Below are 21,567 nucleotides of genomic sequence, written 5' to 3'. Positions count from 1 at the left end.
ATGAACAAGTAAACTAATGAACTATTCGCTTCTTAAACTCTTTGTTGGATTAGCCAACGCTGCCTTGACGGTTTGAAAACTTGAAGTGATCAATGCGGTCAATAACATTCCGCCGCCGCTTACTACAAATATCCACCAGCTTATGGTTGTGCGGTCGGCAAAGGTTTCCATCCATTTGTTCATAGCATACCAGGCCAGTGGCGTTACCAATACAAAAGCCAGTACAATAAGCATCACCAGCTCGGTTGAAAGCAGGGTAACTATTTGCCCCACGGTTGCGCCCAAAACCTTACGTACGCCAATCTCTTTAGTGCGCTGGTTAGTGTTATAAATAGCCAAACCCAACAGGCCGAGGCAGCTGATAAATATAGATAAACCAGTAGCCCAGGTTAGCAAGGTTGAGGTATGCTGTTCAGCATCGTAAAATTTAGCGATGCTGGCATCAAAAAAGTCATATTGAAAATCATCTTCAGGATAAATCTCCTTCCACGATTTTTCTATTGACGCGATAGCTTTCTTCCAATCATCACTGCCAGCGGTTTGCGGCTTCAGTGCTATATGAAAGGTGCCATTGTTATAGTAGCTATTGCTGATATGGATACACGTAGGTTTTATGGTCGCGTGCAACGATTCGGAATAAAAATCGGCCACTACACCTATGATCTGCATTCTTTTATCACCATTGAACTTATCTATATATTTCCCAACAGCATCATTAGGATTTTTAAAACCTATGAGTTTTGCATACGTGTTATTGATTAAAAATGCACTTGTGCTGTCACCGTATTGGATATTACGCCCGGCCAAAAGCTTGATTTTATATACATTGATGTAATTAGGATCTCCATATTTTTCATACAGCTCAATTTTCATCTCCTTTTTACCATCAATATAAGTAGCCTCTGTTGAGTTGGTGCTGTTTGACGATGGTGCAGCCTTACCTGCGCTTACCAACTCAACCTGCGGTATTGCCTTTAATTTGTTCATAAATACCTGGTTCTTACTAAGCGTGCGATTTTTCCAGGGAGAGTTAATGATCAGGATAGCGTCCTTTTTAAAACCCAGGTCTTTTGTAAGCGCATAATGAATCTGTTTGCTTACGAGCACGGTAGCCATGATAAAAAACTGAGCAATAACAAACTGTGTTACAGTTAATGATTTACGCAGCCATGCATTACGCGTTTTACCGGTGTTTGATGAGGCCTGATTTTTAAGCACTAAAACAGGTTTGTAGCCCGATAACAAAGCGGCGGGGTAAAAACCTGACAATAAGCTTACCACTATTGTCAATAAAAACAGAAACACAAAAAGATGAGGTTGATGCAGCAGATCAAGCTTAATACCTATGGCTATAAAATCTTTAAACAATTTTAATATAGCGGGCGCCAATGCCACCGAGATAATGACGGCCAAAAGAGTTATAATGAATGTTTCGCTTAGAAACTGGGTGATAAGCTGGGCACGACTACTACCCATTGTTTTACGTACACCAATTTCCTTGGCCCGTTGGGTAGCCTGCGCCGTAGTTAAATTAACAAAATTGATACATCCTAATAATAACAGGAACGCAGCGATAACCAGTAAACCGTAAAGTGTTGTTTTATTAGCCGGATTACCGGAATCAAACGTTCCGTATATACTATTAAAATGCAGATCGCTCAAAGGCTGCAAGGCAAAATTACGTGTATTACCCTTATTTTCGGGTTTTGGCGGGTTGTTCTTTTTAAGGATAAGGTTTAGTTGCCTTTCAAAATTGGCTACGGTGGTGTTTGGAGCTAATTTAACAAAAAGTATAGATGAAGAAGTGGTACCACCCCAGTTGGTGAGGCTCAACTCATCAGCAAGCGCTTTATTATTCTTAGCAGTTGAATAGGAGATAAAATCATGAAAGGTAAAATCGTTGTTGCCCTTTAATGGTTCAACAATACCGCTGACGGCTACGCTGATCGTATCATAAGTGATTACCCGGCCCATCATCTGACTATATGATAGTTGAGGAAAATATTTTTTTGCCTGATCAGAAGTGAGCACTGTTTGATTGGGAGCATTCAAAGCAGTCTTAGCCGAGCCTGCAAGCCAATTATATTTAAACATGCTGAAATACCGGCCATCCGCAAGGATCACATTATCCTGTAGTTTAAACTTAACAGGAACGCCCCTTTTTTCGGGGATAAATACATTGGGTTGATTCAAATAGAAAAATGGTGCAGCAAGTTCTACCCCACTCACTCCATTTCTTACCGCTTCCGGCACAGGGCCCGAAACACCGCGATTATGCGCTTCTTCGCCCGAAAAGGTATAATTTGATACCACCCGGTAAATCCGATCGCCATTATCAAAATTTTGATTAAATGTAAAATCAAAATGTACTATCAGGTAAATAACCAGTGCCGAACTGATGCCGATAGCTAAACCGATAACATTGATGAAGGTAAAAAACTTGTGCCTCCAAAAGTTACGCAATGCAATTTTAAAATAGTTTTTAAACATCTTTATTGGTCATTAGGTTATTGAATCATTAAGTCATTTTTTTCATTGAATCATTATATCAATAAGCCGTTTTTTCTTTGCATTAATCAAAATGACTTAATGACGCAAAGCGAATGACTCAATGATCACTCACTTCTAAGGCTTTTAACCGGATTAGCCATTGCAGCCTTTATAGATTGAAAGCTTATGGTTGCAAAAGCGATGATCAGTGCAATTACACCCGCCATTACAAATACCCACCATTGAATGCTCACCCTAAAGGCAAAATCAAGCAGCCATTTGCTCATGGCGTACCAGGCAATCGGCAGGGCAATCACCGCTGCTACGATCACCAGCTTCAAAAAGTCCTTCGATAACTCGGTAACAATTTGCGGGATGCTGGCACCAAGTACCTTGCGTACACCTATTTCTTTTACCCGTTGCGATATGGTGAAAGCCGAAAGCCCGAATAAACCTAAACAGGCTATGAATATAGCCAGGCAAGAAAATATGGTGAATAGATGGCTTTGCTGTTGTTCGCTGTTATATAATCTTTGAAAGCGCTCATCCAGGAAAGTATATCGAAAAGGTGTTTCAGGCTGGTATTTTTTCCAGGTTTGCTGTAGAGTTGCCAATGCCGCATCGGTGTTGCTCCCACCAATTTTAATCGAAATCTTGCCGTAATTGTTATTTGCAAATGATGGCATCTCCATCAGTAACGGAACAATATTTTGGTGTAATGATTCGAAATGAAAATCATTAACCACACCAATTATCTTTCCTTTTGTGCTACCGTAGCTCATATCCCGCCCAATAGCATTCTCGGGAGTTTTCCAACCTAACACTTTTACTGTTGCTATGTTGATCACAAAATTATTGCTATCGGTAGCAAAATCGCGACTGAAATTCCTGCCCGCTGCCATCTTGATACCATAGGTTGGGATAAAGCCATAATCGGTATTGATACACTTGATATCGGCTTTAACGGGCAGTGGTTTATCGCCATCAAAAACAGAAGCGCCCTGATCATCCAATAATCGTCCGGATGGGATACGCGACGAGCGGGCAACGTCCTTTATCGCCGGATCACGGAGTATATCAGCTTTAAAAGCTTCAAACTGATTAGCCGGGATACCCGGTATTGTTAACAAATGATCTTTATTAAAGCCCAATGATTTAGTTTGGATATACCTTAACTGCTGGAAAACTATAGTAGTAGCAACAATAAGGATAATAGAAATTGAAAACTGCGTAACTACTAATACTTTACGAAACGAAATGTTGCCCGATCCTACTTTAAGGATCCCCTTTAACACTTTTATGGGTTTAAACGACGACATAAAAATAGCCGGATAAATGCCACTGATGAGCCCTATGACAAGTGGCAGCAATAATACCGACGCTAAAATTACCGGTTGATACAAGCTATCGATCGATAATCCTAATTCAGAAAATCGGTTGATAAGCGGTAGCAAAACCCAGGTGAGGATTAGGGCCAGTACCAGCGAAAAGTAAGTCACCAATACAGATTCGCTTAAAAACTGGGTAATGATCTCCTTTTGCTGTGCACCAATCACCTTACGGATCCCTATCTCTTTAGCCCTTAAGGTAGAACGTGCAGTAGACAGGTTCATGTAATTGATACAAGCTATCAGCAAAATAAACAAGGCGATAGCCGAAAATATATAAACTCTTTTTATATCCCCGTTTTGTTCTACCTCGTCGTCAAGGTGCGAGTGCAGGTGAATATCCAGGAACCTTTGAATATGCAGCTGGGTGAATTTTGACTGGCGTGGCTGCCCCGGAGAATTCATGTATTTATCTATGAAAGCCGGAAACTGTGAACTGATGCGATCAATATTATAATTATCGGGCAATAACAGGTAGGTAAAAAATGAATTATTACCCCAATTGGTTCTCAATGCATTTCTGCCATAAACCTTGTCATCATTCAGTGTATTGAACGACATCAGCATTTGTGGGTGCATTTGCGAATTAGCGGGGAATGGCTTGAAGATACCGGTAACTTTAAAGTTAAACTGGTTATCGAGCCTGATCTCCTTGTTTATAGGGTCTTCATTACCGAAGTATTTGTGTGCCATCTCCTCGGTCATCATTACCGTATAGGGTTCGCTGAGGGCTGTTTTAGGATCACCGGCCAAAGTTTTCAGATCGAAGAATTTAAGAAAGTTTTCATCGGCAAAATATGATCCCATTTCAGTGAACAATTTCTCCTTATAGCGTAAAACCACATCTCCGTTAGGGAACAGCCTGGTAACCATTTTGATATCCGAAAACTCGTTTTTAAGCAGCGGACCAAATGGCGGCGCCACGGCACCCAAATGCAGGTTAACAATACCGTCGGCTGTGTTAAAACTCCGGCTTACCCTGTAAATATTAGGGGCGTTATGATTAAACTTATCATAGCTAAGCTCTTTAACTATGTAAGTTAAAATAAGCAGGCAACAGGTTAACCCAATGGTTAAGCCCGATATATTAATGAACGAAATAAATTTGTGCCGGGCAATATTGCGAAAGGCACTGCGTAAATAGTTTTTTATCATGATTTTTGGTTCATTAGTTCAATTGTTCATTCGTTCATTGGTATAAGCATATCATTTATCCAAGCTTTTAAACTTGTCCCGCGTTCACTAATGAACGAATGAACAAGTGAACCAATGAACGTATCACTCACTTCGCAGGCTTTTAACCGGATTAGCCAAAGCCGCCTTAACCGATTGAAAGCTTATAGTTATGGCAGCCACCAGCAACGCTATGGCACCCGCCAATAAAAACACCCACCATTGTATGCTGATGCGGTACGCAAAATCCTGCAGCCATTTATTCATGGCAAACCATGTTACCGGGAATGAAATGATTGATGCAATAACGATCAGTCTCAAAAACTCCTTCGATAACATAACCGTGATACTCCCGGTTGATGCGCCCAGCACCTTGCGGATTCCGATCTCTTTAACCCGGAGCCTGATCATAAAGGCAGCCAGGCCAAACAAACCTAAACTGGCAATGATCAGTGCCACGCATGAGAATACCGTAAATATTTCCCCTGTTTGCTGCTCAGATGCGTAAAGCGAAGCATATTGCTCATCAAGAAATGAATAGCTGAAAGGTGCTTCAGATCTGAAATTATCCCATTCGGTTTTAATGTTGCCGATAAGTGATTTTACATCTGCAGTTTTGATCTTTAAGATAATTGCGCCCGTGCTATGCCCCGATAGCAGCATCAATGGCGCAATTTTTTGCCTGGCTGAAGCATAATGAAAATCTTTCACCACGCCCACAACAGTGTATTGTGTACGAGCCGAGCGTACTATGGTTTTACCAATAGGATTTGCACTACCCCATCCCAAGCCTTTCACTAACGATTCATTAACCAGGACCGACATAGAATCGCCGGGAAAAGATGGATAGAAATTACGCCCGTTTATCAACTTTAAACCTAAGGTGGGCACGTAACTTTCATCAACATGGTAAATGTTGGTATGGATCTCGGCATGGCCTCCTTTATCATCAAATTCTTTGGCATCTATTTGTGTGCCATCTATACCGCTTGATTTACCAGGCACACTGCTTGATATAGTGGCATTTAACACTTGCGGATTACGTAAAAGCTGATTTCTAAAGGCATCGATATTATGGCCTAAAGGATAGGCATCATTTATAACCAGCACCTGGTCTTTATCATAACCCAGCTTTTTATTTTGCATGTAGTGCAATTGCTGGTATACCACAAATGTTGATATAATAAGCGCTGTTGATACGGCAAACTGGAAAATGATCAACCCACTCCGCAATGTTCCTTTTCCTTCGGCTTTGGTAGCACCATTGCCTTTTAATACGCTGATGATCTGGAATGAAGAAAGGAAAAAAGCAGGGTAAATGCCCGCTAAAACACCAACTACAAAAGCTGTGAACAGTTGGATGATCAATGCTTTAGGCGATAAGAAGAAGCCGATCTCAATATGTTTTCCGGCTAAATTATTGAACAATGGCAATAGCAGGTATACTATACCCAATGCCAACAATAAAGCCCCAAAGGTTAGCATAACCGACTCCGTGAGGAACTGTGAAACAAGCCCGCTTTTTTCAGAACCAAGCACTTTACGGATACCCACTTCCTTTGAACGTTTAGCTGAACTTGCCGTTGAAAGATTAGTAAAATTAATGCAGGCCAATATCAATATAAAAGCGGCCAATGCGCCGAAGATGTAAACGTAATGAATATCGCCATTAGGCTCCAGCTCGTATTTAGTTGCTGAGTGCAGGTGTATCGCACTTAGTGGCTGTAAATAAAACAGAAAGGTATTAACAGATTTACTTGCCTCTGCCACGCTTGTACCCATATCATGAGCTATCTCTGGCACTACAAATTTCCTCACCATCTCAGGGAAAGCAGCTTCCAGCTTTTTAGGATCGGCATTTTTGTTTAATACGATATAGGTAAAAAAGCCAATGTTGATCCAGCTTTCCTTTGCATGGTCAACAAAGGGAGCCATATTCAAAAACGCATCCCCATGAAAGTGCGAATCATCAGGTATTTTGTCAATTACACCTGTTACTTTATATGGCTTGCTATCTATAGTGACCGATTTACCAACTGCTTCCTGATTGCCAAAATACTTGGTAGCCATGGCCCGGGTGATCACCATGCTGTTAGGTTCAGTAAAGCAGGTTTTATCATCCCCATCAATCAATGGTATCGAAAACAGTCGCAGGAAATTAGCATCTATCATTTGTACATGCTCTTCCTTAAACTGCCTGTCGTTATATTTTATAAAAACCGGACCACGACCGGCAAGTCTTGTAGTTTCAAGCACTTCAGGAAACATATTTTTGATACCCTGCCCTACCGATATATCTACCAAAGGATATTCGCTTACTCCATTATTTTCAATGGAGCGCAAACCAACGCGGTACATCTGTTTGGCTTGTGCCGGATATTGATCATAATTTAATTCACTATATACATAGGCACAAATAAGCATACAACAAGCTAAGCCCACAGACAGACCAAACACATTAATAAAGGAGAATATCTTATTCCGCCTTAAGCTTCGCCAGGCGGTTTTGATGTAGTTTTTGAACATAAGTGTACGATTAACCTGTTCAATGGTTTTAAAATGCATACCAATAAATAAAAGCACTAATTATCAATTAGTTGCAAATTATTTCTTAATAAAACTGTACGAAGATGTAACACCATGTGTTCGGTTATGATACACTTCAGGCAATGCAAAAGGCCTGTCGCTATTTGAGCAACAGGCCTTTGTAATATTCTTTACACTGATATTAGTTTACCGTAAGATTAACACGGCCGTTACCTCTTACTTCAACAAGAGATCCGCCACCGTTAAGTTTACCTTCTACCCTTTCTTTATCCTTGTTACCAGAGAAGTTATCTGTAAGGTTACTTTCTATTTTGTCGCCACGCACGTCAAGGTTAAGGCCTTGTTTTGATGGTAACTGCAGATCAACATGGCCCGAGCTAACATCAATTTTAACAGATTTACCAACGCTTACAAACTGCGCATGAAAGCTGCCGGCGCTTGTTGAAGCATCAAGGCTGCATGACAAATCGGTAAGGTTAATGCTGCCGCCTGATGTACCAGTAATGAAATCACCGTCAATTTTATTACCGCTGATACTGCCGCCACTGGTGGTAGCTTTGATATCACCTTTTAAACCATCTAAATGTAATGAACCACCAGAGGTTTCCAGCCTGATATGCCCCATGCAATTACGGGCTTCAATACTGCCACCTGAGGTTTGCAGATCGATACTTTCTTTCGAATCGCTTACATGAATGCTCCCGCCAGATGTACGACCTTTGATAGTGCCGGTAATTTTATCAAGATGCAAACTACCGCCACTGGTTTCAAACTGCTGAGAACCAGTTAAATTATCAAGGTGGATGCTGCCGCCGCTTGTGTTCAGGGTGGTTGCGACATTGCCGGGCACATAAACACGGAAAGAAATGCTTAGTGACCTTTTCCAATCCATGTTATTCTTTTTGTTTTTTGCCGATGCGTGCAGTTCGCCGCCGCTTACATCTACTTTAAGATCGTAATTTTCATCGAGGCGCTTTTGGATCTCTTCTTTCGGTAAATCGCTGTTACCATTGTTTCCCTGGATAAAAACTTCAACCCTCGGCTGCTCGTCCGAAGCGCCGCTTACCGTGATGCTGCCACCAGATGTATTCACAAATACATCTTTAATTGACTGGCCGGATAATGATTTGGTTAAATATGGTGTTTTCCAGTTATTTTGAGCAAAAGCGCTGCTGCCTGCAAAGGCTACAAATAACACGAGTAAATACTTTTTCATAATAATGATCTTTGGTTTATATATACAAGACCAACACTTTGGCAGATATGTTGCATTGGCGTGAAAATAATTTTAAAGGTATTGGCATAAAAAAGCCCGTGAGGACACGGGCTTGGGGAAATTACTTTTTAACTGCAAACTGCAACTGCTATCTGCCAACTGCTTTTATTCGCTTCGTAAACTCCTGATAGGATTTGCCAATGCAGCTTTTAATGATTGAAAACTGATAGTAACAACAGCTATAACAAAGGTGAGCATGGCCGCCGAAGCAAAAATCCACCAATATAGAGGCGTTTTATAAGCAAAACTTTGCAGCCATTTGTCCATACAGTAATAACCTAACGGAATAGCGATCACTGTGGCTAATAACACCGGTTTCAATAAGTCTTTAGATATCAGGATAAGAATATTTTGTACCGATGAGCCAAGCACTTTGCGTACGCCAATTTCCTTGGTGCGTTTTGCAGCAGTAAACGAGGCTAAGCCAAACAAGCCTAAGCAAGCTATAAAGATTGCCAATCCCGAAAAGATGCTTAACATGGTTTGCTGCCTTATATCATTGCGGTAAGTGGTATCAAATTGCTGATCAAGGAAACTATACTCAAACGGGTAAATTGGTGCAACCTCAGCATAAGTATTCTTGATAGCAGCCAAGCCGGCCTGGATATTCCCGGGTTTCAGCTTGATTACGGCAACACGTCTGTCTTCGCTTGGCGATATGATGAGGGCATCCATATTCTCTTTGAGCGAAAGGAAGTTAAAATCCTCTACCACGCCGATGATGTTGCGGCGGTTATTATCCCGTACCGTATTCTTAACCCATTTGCCGATAGCCTGTTGCGGAGTAAAACCAAGATCCTTTGCAGCCGTACGGTTAATTAATACCGAGTTAGTGGTATCGGTAGCAAACTGTGGTGAAAAATTTCTTCCGGCAATAATCTTTAGCCCAAACGTTTTTACATATTCGAAGTCGGCGTACTCAGTTCGTGATTTAAAGGTTTCATGCTGCCCCTCTACATCAAAACCCTGAATGTCAAAAAAACCGCCCGGTTCACCCGACATCAGGGACACCGATTTTACATAATCAGAATTTTGCAGCTGATGCTTAAACGTTTGCCTGTGATCATAGATATCGTTATTATCAATCTTCACAATAACAGTTTGCTCCTTATCATAACCCATTGATTTGTTTTTCACGTACCGCATCTGGTTAACTATGACAATGGTGCCTATGATCAGCAATACCGAAATACTGAACTGAAACACAACCAACGTTTGCCTGAAAAACGACCCGCCTTTGCCCAGCTTCAGCTTACCCTTCAAAGCCTCGATAGGCGAAAAGGCTGACATGAATATCGCTGGGTAACTCCCTGCAAGGAACCCTACAAATAAGATAACCCCCAGGAGGAACAGATAAATCGGTGCGCTGTTCCAGGAAACGGTAAGCTGATAACCCAGCAGACTATTATATGCCGGCATCAGCACAAACAATAACCCAATAGAAAGCATACAGGAAATAAGTGCCAGCAGTAACGACTCGCCAATAAACTGCCATACCAAATGGTTCCGCAATGCACCTAAAACCTTGCGCATACCTACTTCTCTTGAGCGTTCAACCGCACGGATGGTGGCCAGGTTCATAAAATTAATGCAGGCAATGATCATGATAAGCACAGCTATCGAAATGAAAATGAACACAACAGTTTTATCTCCATGCCTTACGTTATCAAACGACGATGCACTTTCAAAATAAATATCTTTAAAGGGCCTTAAGCTCAGGTTAAATTTTGTGCCGAAGCGCTTCATATCTTCGCCCATGTACTTTTCCATAAACTGCGGAAAATGACTTTCCAACACAGCAGGGCTACTATGTTCATTCAACAGCAGGTAAACAAACAAACCATTGTTAATCCATACATTAAAACCGGGATCATGAGTATAGTTGGCAATCGGCACTACTAAATCAAAATCGAGGTGCGAGTTGGAAGGCACATCTTTAGCTATACCGGTTACTTTTAATTGCATGCGTTTATCCATCTTCACTACCTTACCCATCGCATTATCAACACTGCCAAAATATTTTTTAGCTGTAGTTTCGGTAAGCACCACGCTGCCTGGATTATTTAGTGCCGAAGCCGCATCGCCCCTGAGCAGCGGAAAGGTAAACAGGCTAAAAAAATTGGAGTCAACTGCGTAAACCTTTTTTTCGTTAAATGACTTTTCGCCAAAAGAGATCAAATCGTTTTGTGGCGAAACGCGCACAGCCATCTTTATATCCTGCGAAAAATCATTCAGCATAGCAGGTGCATAAGGACCGGACAGATACGAAGTAGGCGCTTTCGCTTTATCAAAACCACGCATTACCCTGTAAATATTTTTGCCCTGCTTATGAAAATTATCCACACTAAATTCATTCATGATGTACAGGAATATCATCAGGCAAACGGTTATCCCCATGGTTAACCCCAAAATATGGATCAGCGAAAATGCTTTATTACGATAAAGGTTTCGCCATGCTGTTTTTATATAGTTTCTAAGCATATTTTATATCATTATGTCACTGGGTCATTAAGTCATTTTGAAAGCGACGTCCAGATCGACCAATGACCTAATGACGCAAAGCAAAATGACTTAATGACTAAATTATTCGTTCTTCAAACTTCTAACCGGATTAGCCAGCGCAGCCTTAATAGATTGAAAGCTGATAGTTACAAAAGCAATTAACACCGCTGAAACCGCGGCTAACACTATCACCCACCATTGTATATTTTGCCGGTAAGCAAAGCCCTGCAACCATTGCTGCATGGCAAACCATGCTACCGGGATAGCTATTACTATGGCAATGACCACCAGTTTTATAAAATCTTTTGATAACATGCCTACAATTGCTGTCACATTAGCGCCCAGCACTTTGCGGATCCCGATCTCTTTGGTACGTTGTTCGGCAGAGTAAGCTGCCAGGCCAAACAATCCTAAACACGCTATGACGATGGTTAAGCTTGTAAAAATGATGAATATGGTACCCATCCGCTGTTCGGCACGGTACGATGAATCAAAGTCCTCATCCATAAAGGAATATTCAAACTCCTTGCCCGGCTTTATGGATTTCCATTTGTCTTTGATCATTCCCATCAGCGCGGTAATGTTAGCGGTATTTACCTTTACACTTAAAGCACCGGTATTTTCACCATACATTAATATTACCGGGGTTACGTTGTTGCGTAAGGAAGCAAAATTGAAATCTTTAATAACACCTATAATATGATATTCTTTGAAAGTTTTGGCCATGTTATCCATAGGTAAATACATTGGCTTATTAAGCGGATCACGTACACCCATCAATTTGGCAGCTGTTTCGTTAACAATCATGGCTGCCGAATCAGTTGGCATCTGGCTTGAAAAATTACGGCCTTTAGTTAGCTTTATGCCGAGCGTAGACAGATAGGTGTCATCTACTACCCAGGTTTGGGCCAATACCGCCTTTTTAGGATCGAGTGCCCGCTCCTGGAAAACGCTGCTGCTATTGCGGTAATCGGAGGTTGGCAAAAAGCCAGTCATAGTTACGCCCATTACACCTGGTAGTTGTTTTACCTCATCCCTAAATACTTTACTCTGTCCGCCGAGATCGTATACACCATGTACAACAAGCACCTGGCTGCGGTTATAACCAAGGTCTTTATTCTGGATATATTTAAGTTGATTATAGATCACCAGCGTACCTATAATAAGCGTGATTGATATAAAGAACTGAAACACCACTAACGAGCTCCTAAGCATCTCACCCTTAAATCCCGACGAAAGTTTACCTTTTAAAACATCAATGGGCTGAAACGCCGAAAGGAAAAATGCAGGGTATGAACCGGCCAAAAAGCCAATAACCAAAACGGTAGCCAGCAATGCCGGAACAAGCCAAATCAACGAGCCCACATTAAGTTCCATTGTTTTGCCTGAAATATTATTAAATACCGGTAGCAGAAAGTAAGCTATCACCATGGCAATTACGGTAGCTATAAACGTTACCATGATTGACTCGGACAGAAACTGGGCAATAAGTGATTTACGCCTTGAACCAAGTACTTTGCGCACCCCTACCTCCCGGGCCCTGTTTGCAGAACGGGCAGTTGAAAGGTTCATGAAGTTTACACAGGCTATCAGCAATATAAAAATTGCGACAGCGCCAAAAATATATACGTACTGGATATTCCCGTTATGATCAAGCTCCGACATGAGATTTGATTTAAGGTGAATATCATTCAGCGATATAAGGCTTAACTGATACCTGTTACCTGCCGATTCAAAGGCATCAAAATTGAGGTGTAAGATATCCTGCAACTGCGGACCAGCATATTTACGCATTAAGGCTGGAAATTTGGCTTCAAACTTTTTTGCGTCGACACCTGGTTTCAGCAGCACGTAGGTATTAAAATTATTGCTAAACCAGGCATTCTCCTTACTTTCCTGAGCCGAAGCCATTGATATAAAAAAATCGTAATTAAAGTGAGATTGTTTAGGCAGATCCTTAATAACCCCAGTAATCTTATACAGCAATTTTTCATCAAACGTAAAAATTTTACCTACAGCCTGTGCAGTATTAAAATAACGTTTAGCTGTACTTTCCGTAATGACAACGGTATTAGGTTCAACAAGTGCTTTCTTAGGATCGCCGGCTATCATTGGCAATGTAAAAACATCAAAAAGGGTTGAATCGGCCAGCACCATTCGGTTTTCATGAATAGTTTGGTTCCCTTTTTTTACGTTATATCCCCCACGCATCAAAAAACGACAGGCACGTTCAACCTCCGGATAGTCGTTTTGAAATGCGGCACCTAACGGAGCAGGAGCACATGCATAACTTTGGTCAATACCACCAAACTTGATCTGCATATTGACACGATAGATCCTGTCGGCCTTAACATTGAACTTATCATAACTCAGCTCATCAACTACGTAAAATACGATAAGCAAACACGTAGCCAGCCCAAGGGCTAAACCAAATACATTAATTGCTGTGAAACCCACATTTTTTTTCAATGTGCGAAAAGCGGTTTTAAGGTAATTTCTAAACATGGACCCCTCCTAACCTCCCCAACAGGGAGGGATTTAATTAATATTAAGATATTATAACCCACTTGTAAGCCCTCTCCTTTGGAGAGGGTTGGGTGAGGTTTTACTCATTTTTCAAGCTGTTAATCGGGTTTGCCAGGGCTGCCTTTACAGATTGAAAACTTACTGTTACAATAGCTATTACCACGGCGCCCGCCCCCGCCAGTACCAATACCCACCATTGTATGCTGATACGATATGCAAAATCCTGCAGCCATTTGTTCATTAAATACCAGGCTAAAGGCGTTGTAATGGCAATAGAAATCAATACCAGTTTTATAAAATCTTTTGATAAGGTATTTACTATAGCGGATACGCTTGCGCCAAGTACTTTGCGGATCCCGATTTCTTTGGTGCGTTGCTCGGCTGCATATGCAGCTAAGCCAAACAAACCGAGGCAGGCAATGGAAATAGCCAGTACGGTAAATATGATGGATATGGTACCAGTTCGTTGCTCGGCCCGGTAGTTGGCGTCAAAATCCTGATCCATAAACGAGTAGCTGAACTGGCTCTGCGTCATACCCTGCCATTTGGTTTTTATCTGATCGATAAGGGCCGGCAAATTAGCTGTATTTAACCTGACGCTCAGGTTACCGTTGTCTTCGTCCATTAAAAAAATCATCGGACTGATGTTTTCCCTCAGCGAGTTGAAATTAAAATCCTTAACTACGCCTATAATATGATAAGCTTTTATATGATCGCGGTTGCCGTCCATATTACGGTACAGGATTTTATTAACCGGATTGGTAAAGCCTAAAAATTTGGCAGCTGTTTCGTTGATTACAAGCCCGGTAGAATCAGTTGGCATATTTGCCGAAAAATCGCGCCCGGCGGAGATCTTCATACCAAGAGTATTGATGTAATCTGCATCTACCCGCCAGCTTTGCGGAAACAGGGCAGTTTTTTGATCAGCTGCCGCTTCTTTGTAAAAAATAGATGTTCCCCGGTTTTTACCGGTTGGTAAATAACCTGTTAAAGTTGCGTTAACCACGCCGTGTAATTGCTTTACTTCATTTTTAAAAGTTTTGGTATGGCTACCCAACTCAAATGCATTATTGATAACAAGTACCTGGTTGCGGTTATATCCCAGGTTTTTGGTTTGAATATAGTTAAGCTGATTATAGATAACGATGGTACCAATGATGAGAAATATCGAAATAGAAAACTGGAACACAACCAATACACTCCTGAGCCAGCTACCTTTGAAGCCACCGGCCAGTTTACCGCTTAACACATTAATGGGTTGAAATGCCGAGAGGAAAAAAGCAGGATATGAGCCTGCGGCGAAACCTACTACCAAAACAATTAATAGTAACGCTGGCAACAACCAGGCTAAGGTTTGCGAACCAACAACCAATTCCTTTCCTGATACCTGATTAAACAGCGGCAATAAAAGTAATACGGCAAAAAAAGCAATAACTGCCGCTGCCAGAGTCACCAGTACTGATTCGGTTAAAAATTGCGCTATTAAATATTTGCGTGGGGAACCTAAAACCTTGCGTACACCAACCTCCCTTGCCCTGTTAGCCGAACGTGCCGTTGACAGGTTCATGAAGTTGATGCCAGCTATAAGCAATATAAATATGGCTATGGCCGAAAATATATAAACATACTGTGCCGAGCTATTGCTGCCTAACTCACCGGTACGGTTTGAGTGCAGATGAATATCAGTTAACGGGGTAAGGTTAAGCCTGAAATAACTGCCGCTTTTTTCAAAATCAGCAATATTTACGTGTAAGGCCGTTTGCATTTGCCCCTCGCTGTATTTTTTCAGCAAAGCAGCTAACTTTTTCTCAAATAGCTTGTAATCTGTACCCGGTTTTAATACAACGTAAGTATTGTAATCGCTCCTTAGCCATTCCCCCGAACGGCTGTCAGGCCAGCTCACCATCGACATAAAAAAATCAAAATGAAAGTGTGATTGCTTTGGCAAGTCCTTTATCACTCCGGTAACTTTTAATAACTGGTTATTATCAATAGCAAGTGTTTTCCCTACGGCATTGGTACTGTTAAAATATTTTTTTGCTGCGCTTTCGGTGATCACTACGGTGTTAGGCTCCTTCAAAGCCGTAGCCGGGTTACCATTAACCATGGGCAACGTAAACACATTAAAAACCGATGGATCGGCATAAACGGTACCATACTCAAGGATGCTTTCATTACCTTTTTTGGCATGAAAACCTCCAGCAGCTTTAAGCCTTGTTGCTTCTTCCACCTCCGGTAGGTCTGTTTTTAGCGCCTGAGCCAGTGGCGGCATTGCAACCGCATATAATACGTTGTTGTTACCAAATTTCAGGTCTTCGTTAACACGGTATGTGCGATTGGCTTTATCGTTAAAACGGTCGTAGCTCAACTCGTCGGCTACATAAAGCACAATCATCAGGCAGGTAGCCAGGCCAAGGGCCAGCCCCAATATATTTATAACCGTAAACCCCACGTTTTTACGCAGGGTACGGAATGCTGTTTTTAAGTAATTTCTAAACATAATTCAAATCATTAAGTCATTGGGTCATTAAGTCATTTTATCTTCTTCGCTTTTCAAATCATTTAATGACCTAATGACGCGAAGCAAATGACACAATGCCTATTCACTTTTAAGGCTCTTCGCCGGGTTAGCATTCGCTGCCCTTACTGACTGTACGCTCACGGTTACAAAAGCAACAATAACCGCCAACACGCCTGCTACAGCGAAAATCCACCAGTTAATATCTACGCGATAAGCAAAGCTTTGTAACCATTTGCTCATGCCGTACCAGGCCAGCGGCGATGCAATCAATGTGGCTATTACTACCAACTTCATCAAATCTTTTGACAACAGGGTAACTATAGAGGTTACACTTGCACCTAAAACTTTCCTGATACCAATTTCCTTTACCCTTTGCTCGGCTGTAAAGGTCACCAGGCCAAACAGGCCAAGGCAAGCTATACTGATAGCCAGTATGGTAAATATGAGCAGGATATTACCCTGCTTCTGTTCGGATTGGTATTGTTTGGCAAAATTTTGATCGAGGAAATGGAACTCAACCTTGTTTTCGATATCAAAACGGCCGTAAACTTTGCTGATATAGTCGAGGGTTGCAGGAATGTTGTTTTTGCCAACCCGGATATACATATTGTCCTCATCATTGGCGGTAAATGGCAGATATAACATCATTGGTGCAACCTTGTGCTGTAACGAATAAGTGTTAAAATCTTTAACTACACCAATTATTTTCCGGCTGATCACATTGCCTTTATCATCTACCCCAACCCTTACAGAGCGGCCGATGGCATCCTTCCAGCCCATCTCGTTAACCAGCGTTTGGTTTACAATAATTGATTCAAGTCGGTCGGTACTCATATCCGATGAAAAATTGCGCCCTTTGGCCAGCTTCACCTGCAGGGTTGGTATGAAATCCTCATCAATAATGAGGTTCTCAACCATCTTTGATTCAGAATTGGCTTTTCCATCGGCACCGATATTGAAATTGCTTGAACCGATATCGTTATTGCCAATTGGATTGCCGGCAATACCAACAGCCTCAACAGCCGGATTTTGCAATAACTGACTTTTGATAGCAGCAATCTTTGTCCGTGCAGATTTATCGCTGATATGAAATGTAAGTGTCTGGGCTTTATTAAAGCCAAGGTCCTTGTTCATGACATAATGCAGCTGCCTGTAGATGATACATGATCCGGCTATCATGACAATGGTGATCACAAACTGAAATACTACCAATGATTTCCTGAACACAATGGTGGCAACCTGGCTGCCCATTTGTCCCTTCATAGCAGCTATGGTACGGAACCCCGATAAGAACAATGCTGGATACAATCCGCTTAAAACACCAGTTAATAAGGCAAATAAGCCGAATATGACAACCGTTTTGCTGAAACCAAATTGTAATAGCACCAGATTTTTACCAGAGAGCCGGTTGAAATATGGCAATAAAAACTGCACGATCACAGACGCTATCAGGGCAGCGATAACAGTAAACAAAACTGATTCGGCAAAAAACATCATGATCAGCTGTTTTTTGCTGGAGCCAATTACTTTACGCACACCAATCTCTTTAATACGGATTGATGAACGTGCTGTAGTTAGGTTTACATAATTAATAACGGCGATAGCAAGTATCAGCAGCGCTACAATACCGAATACATATACATAGGTTATATTGCCATTGCTGCCCAGTTCGTAATCAAGATTAGAGTTAAGGTGAATTGACGTAAGTGGCTGTAGTTCCATGCGATACTGCATGGCCCCGAGCGGCCCCTTTAAGTATTTGTTAAAAAATACGTCAGAACCAGCCTGGATCTTTTTAAAGTCATCATGGTTTTTCAGCAGCAAATAAGTGTAGACATGCGAATTGGCCCAGCCATCAGTATATCCATCAGGTAACGAGCGAAGGGCACTAAATGTAAATTGTGAGTTGGCAGGTACATCGTCAATTACCCCGGTAACGGTACTCGGGTTGTTTTCGATGAGTATTGTTTTGTCCAAAGCATCTGCAGTGTTACCAAATAGTTTTTCGGCAAGGGTTTTAGTAAGCACAATGCTTTGGGGCTTGGTTAAAGCGGTGTTGGGATCGCCAGATAAAAAGTGATGGGTAAAAAGATTAAAGAAGCCTTTATCTGTAAACAACATCGCCCCCTCGTTAATCTGCTTTTCGCCATAGGTAATCTTTCCTCCCCCTTCAGCATCAATACGGATAGCATCTTCCACTTCGGCATAATCATTTTTTAAGGCCGGGGCATATGGCGGCGAAGTAACTGCAAGATTGAATTTACCTCCATTCCAGGTACCATGTTGTACTACACGAAAAATACGATCAGATTTGAGGTTATAACGATCGTAACTCCATTCATCAACCACATAAAGGCTGATAAGCCAGAACGCTGCAATACCCGTAGCTAAGCCGAAGATATTGATAAACGAAAAAACCTTATGTTTAATGAGGTTTCTCCAAGCTATTTTAATGTAATTACGTAACATGGTAAATGGTTTATACTACTAAAATATTAAAACCCATACCAATTATACAAACAATTAAATATCAGCACATTAATAAAAACAAACAGAAATAAAACCGTTCGGTAATGGAACACTTACAGTGCGAATGTGAACGATATCCAGAAGAGATTAGAGGTTGGAGATCAGAGATTAGTTTAAAAACTCATTGGCAATCACAGTCCTGATCTCTAATCTCTAATCTCCAACCTCTAAACACTTATTCCGCTCTCAAACTTTTAACCGGGTTTGCCAATGCTGCTTTTATAGATTGAATACTGATGGTAGCCAGGGCAATCAGCGTTGCACCGCCGCCGGCAAGCAGGAAAATCCAAACAGTCATATCAATTTTATAGGCAAAATCCTGCAGCCAGTTACTCATGGAGTACCAGGCTATAGGTACTGCTATCAGGATAGAAATAATGATGAGCAGCACAAACTCACTTGCCAATAAACGGATAATGCCGCCAACACTTGAACCTAACACTTTACGGATGCCTATCTCACGGGTTTTAACCTGTGCCGAATAGGTTGCCAACCCGAATAAGCCGAGACATGATATTACTATGGCCAACGCCGAAAACACATTAAATAATGAACCTGTTCGCTCCTCAGTTTTGTAAAGCTGACTAAAGTTTTCGTCTAAAAATGAATAATCAAGCGGCGTATCATTATTATATTGTTTCCATATGCTTTGAGCTGCATTAATAGCTTTTTGCGCATCACCGCCGGTGGTTTTAATGAAGATGCGATAGGCACCCGGGGTATGATAGGTCAGTACCGCAGGTTCTATCTTCTTTCGAACCGTGGTATAATTAAAATCTTTCACTACACCGATGATGGTACCTTTGGTTTTCTGGATCCTCAGACTTTTACCAATCGGATCCTTCATCCCCATAGCAGCTATAGCTGCCTCATTAACAATAAAGTGATTTGAATCGGCAACAGCCCCGGTAAACAGCGCTCCTTCTTTGAGTTTGATTTTAAAGAAACTGGTAAAGTCCTTATCAACATCAATAGGGTGAAAAAACAGGTTTGCCTTAGCTGGTTTCCCGTCCCAGTCGTTATCACCTGTCCAGCCGTTATAATCAATAATATTGGTACTGCCACGGGTTACTGCCATTATGCCCGGTTGCTTTAACAACTCGGCTTTGGCAGCGTCATAATGTGCCTGCATGCCTTGCATCATAAAGGTAAGCACATTTTCCTTGTCATATCCCAAATCGCGGTTGCGGATAAAGCTTAACTGTTTGCCGATGATCAATGTGCCGATGATAAGCACAATTGATACCGTAAACTGCAAAACCACCAATACACGTCTGAAAGCCGCATTGCCTATGCCAGATGTAATTCGCCCTTTAAGTGCCTTCAAAGGCTCAAATGATGAAAGCAATAATGCCGGGTAAATACTTGATGCAGCCAACGTAGCCACTAACGTTAAGGCGATATATCCCCCAACCTGGTAATTGCCAAGAGAAATTTGCAATTGCTTGCCCGAAAAATCGTTATAAACAGGCATCAGCACGTACATTAAACCAACAGCCAGTACAGTAGCAATCAGAAACAATACCGTAGTTTCGATCATAAACTGCAAAAATAGCTGCAGCTTACCTGCTCCGATGATCTTTCGCATGCTCACCTCCTTAGCTCTCAGCATTGACCGCGCTGTTGATAGGTTTACATAGTTGATGCATGCTATCACCAATATCAAAATAGCTACTATTGCAAATGTACGTACCGTAGAAATACCAGCGTCGCCCCCATCTGCTTTGTACAGGTGCATATTTAATAGCGGCTGTGCCAGGTATGGCACAGGAGCATCGTCGGGCTTGTTATGTTCGTGGATGGCCTGTAATTTCTTTTCCAGTTTGTGAATATCGGTACCCGGTTTCAGCAAAAGGTAAGTTTCAAAACTGAAATTGATCCAGTCGGCATCCATAGATGAGATCCGGGAAGTACCGTTATAGCTCCGGCCAGATTTTACATAAGCTTCGTAATTAAACTTGCTTATTGGTAATAATACATTACAGGTAACACTTGAGTTTGCCGGGTAATCGGCAACAACACCGGTAACTTTAAAATTATCGCTTTTACCTAAGGTAATGGTTTTGCCTATCGGATTTTCTTTGCCAAAATATTTCTCTGCAATTTTTTTGGTTATCACCACCGAATTATTATCCGGAAAGGGATTTTTACGATCTCCCTGTATAATCGGAAAATCAAAGACCGAAAAGTACGATGCATCAGTAAAAGCTATATGGTCTTCATTAAAGATCTTGTCTTTATACCTGAACGATGGATTGCCGATATTCATGATCCGCACGCCGTCCGTTACTTCAGGGACCTCATTTTTTGCAAAAGTTGCTACAGGTGCTATAATATAGGTAAAAATTTGCTTGCTGGCTTCGGTACCGCCAACAATACCAATACGATAAATGTCTTTCCCTTTTTTATTAAAAGCGTCAAAGCTCAATTCATCCTGCACCCAAAGTAGCATGAAAAGTCCTATTACCAGGCCAAAGGTTAAGCCTATTACATTAATGGCGGTGTAAAACTTATTGCTTACAATATTACGCCAGGCGGTTTTTAAATAATTTCTAAGCATGTTCTTTTATCATTAGGTCGCCGGGTCATTAAGTCATTAGTCAGTATTCAATGAC

The 21,567-nt window shown here is 41.5% G+C and carries 9 protein-coding genes; all 9 read right to left on the bottom strand.

Annotated elements, in window-relative coordinates:
* Positions 1-21 precede the first annotated feature (21 nt).
* The 9 genes from BMX50_RS00095 to BMX50_RS00055 all read right to left on the bottom strand — a co-directional run bounded on the left by BMX50_RS00095 (position 22) and on the right by BMX50_RS00055 (position 21,512).
* Positions 22-2,490, bottom strand: a complete 2,469-nt coding sequence (locus tag BMX50_RS00095; RefSeq protein ID WP_091205950.1) for an ABC transporter permease — start codon at positions 2,488-2,490, stop codon at positions 22-24.
* Positions 2,491-2,615: 125 nt separating this feature from the next.
* Positions 2,616-5,033: an ABC transporter permease gene (locus BMX50_RS00090; protein WP_091205947.1), complete on the bottom strand. Its 2,418-nt coding sequence runs from the start codon at positions 5,031-5,033 to the stop codon at positions 2,616-2,618.
* Between the two features lie 123 nt (positions 5,034-5,156).
* Positions 5,157-7,577 (bottom strand): ABC transporter permease, encoded by a 2,421-nt coding sequence (locus tag BMX50_RS00085; protein ID WP_091208462.1) that lies wholly within the window; start codon positions 7,575-7,577, stop codon positions 5,157-5,159.
* A gap of 202 nt (positions 7,578-7,779) precedes the next feature.
* The gene (locus BMX50_RS00080) at positions 7,780-8,814 is read right to left on the bottom strand and encodes a DUF4097 family beta strand repeat-containing protein (protein ID WP_091205945.1); all 1,035 of its coding nucleotides are present in this window, start codon (positions 8,812-8,814) and stop codon (positions 7,780-7,782) included.
* Positions 8,815-8,979: 165 nt separating this feature from the next.
* The gene (locus tag BMX50_RS00075) at positions 8,980-11,355 is read right to left on the bottom strand and encodes an ABC transporter permease (RefSeq protein WP_091205942.1); all 2,376 of its coding nucleotides are present in this window, start codon (positions 11,353-11,355) and stop codon (positions 8,980-8,982) included.
* Positions 11,356-11,457: 102 nt separating this feature from the next.
* Entirely contained in the window at positions 11,458-13,845 is a 2,388-nt protein-coding gene (locus BMX50_RS00070; protein WP_244280791.1) for an ABC transporter permease, read from the bottom strand.
* A gap of 136 nt (positions 13,846-13,981) precedes the next feature.
* Positions 13,982-16,402: an ABC transporter permease gene (locus BMX50_RS00065; protein ID WP_091205937.1), complete on the bottom strand. Its 2,421-nt coding sequence runs from the start codon at positions 16,400-16,402 to the stop codon at positions 13,982-13,984.
* A gap of 99 nt (positions 16,403-16,501) precedes the next feature.
* Positions 16,502-18,892 (bottom strand): ABC transporter permease, encoded by a 2,391-nt coding sequence (locus BMX50_RS00060; protein WP_091205934.1) that lies wholly within the window; start codon positions 18,890-18,892, stop codon positions 16,502-16,504.
* Between the two features lie 235 nt (positions 18,893-19,127).
* Entirely contained in the window at positions 19,128-21,512 is a 2,385-nt protein-coding gene (locus tag BMX50_RS00055; protein ID WP_091205899.1) for an ABC transporter permease, read from the bottom strand.
* Between the last annotated feature and the right edge of the window lie 55 nt (positions 21,513-21,567).

The sequence above is a fragment of the Mucilaginibacter gossypiicola genome (assembly GCF_900110105.1).
Taxonomy (GTDB): domain Bacteria; phylum Bacteroidota; class Bacteroidia; order Sphingobacteriales; family Sphingobacteriaceae; genus Mucilaginibacter; species Mucilaginibacter gossypiicola.
Note: the sequence above shows the minus strand (reverse complement) of the source record. Positions and strands in the feature narration are given on the sequence as shown.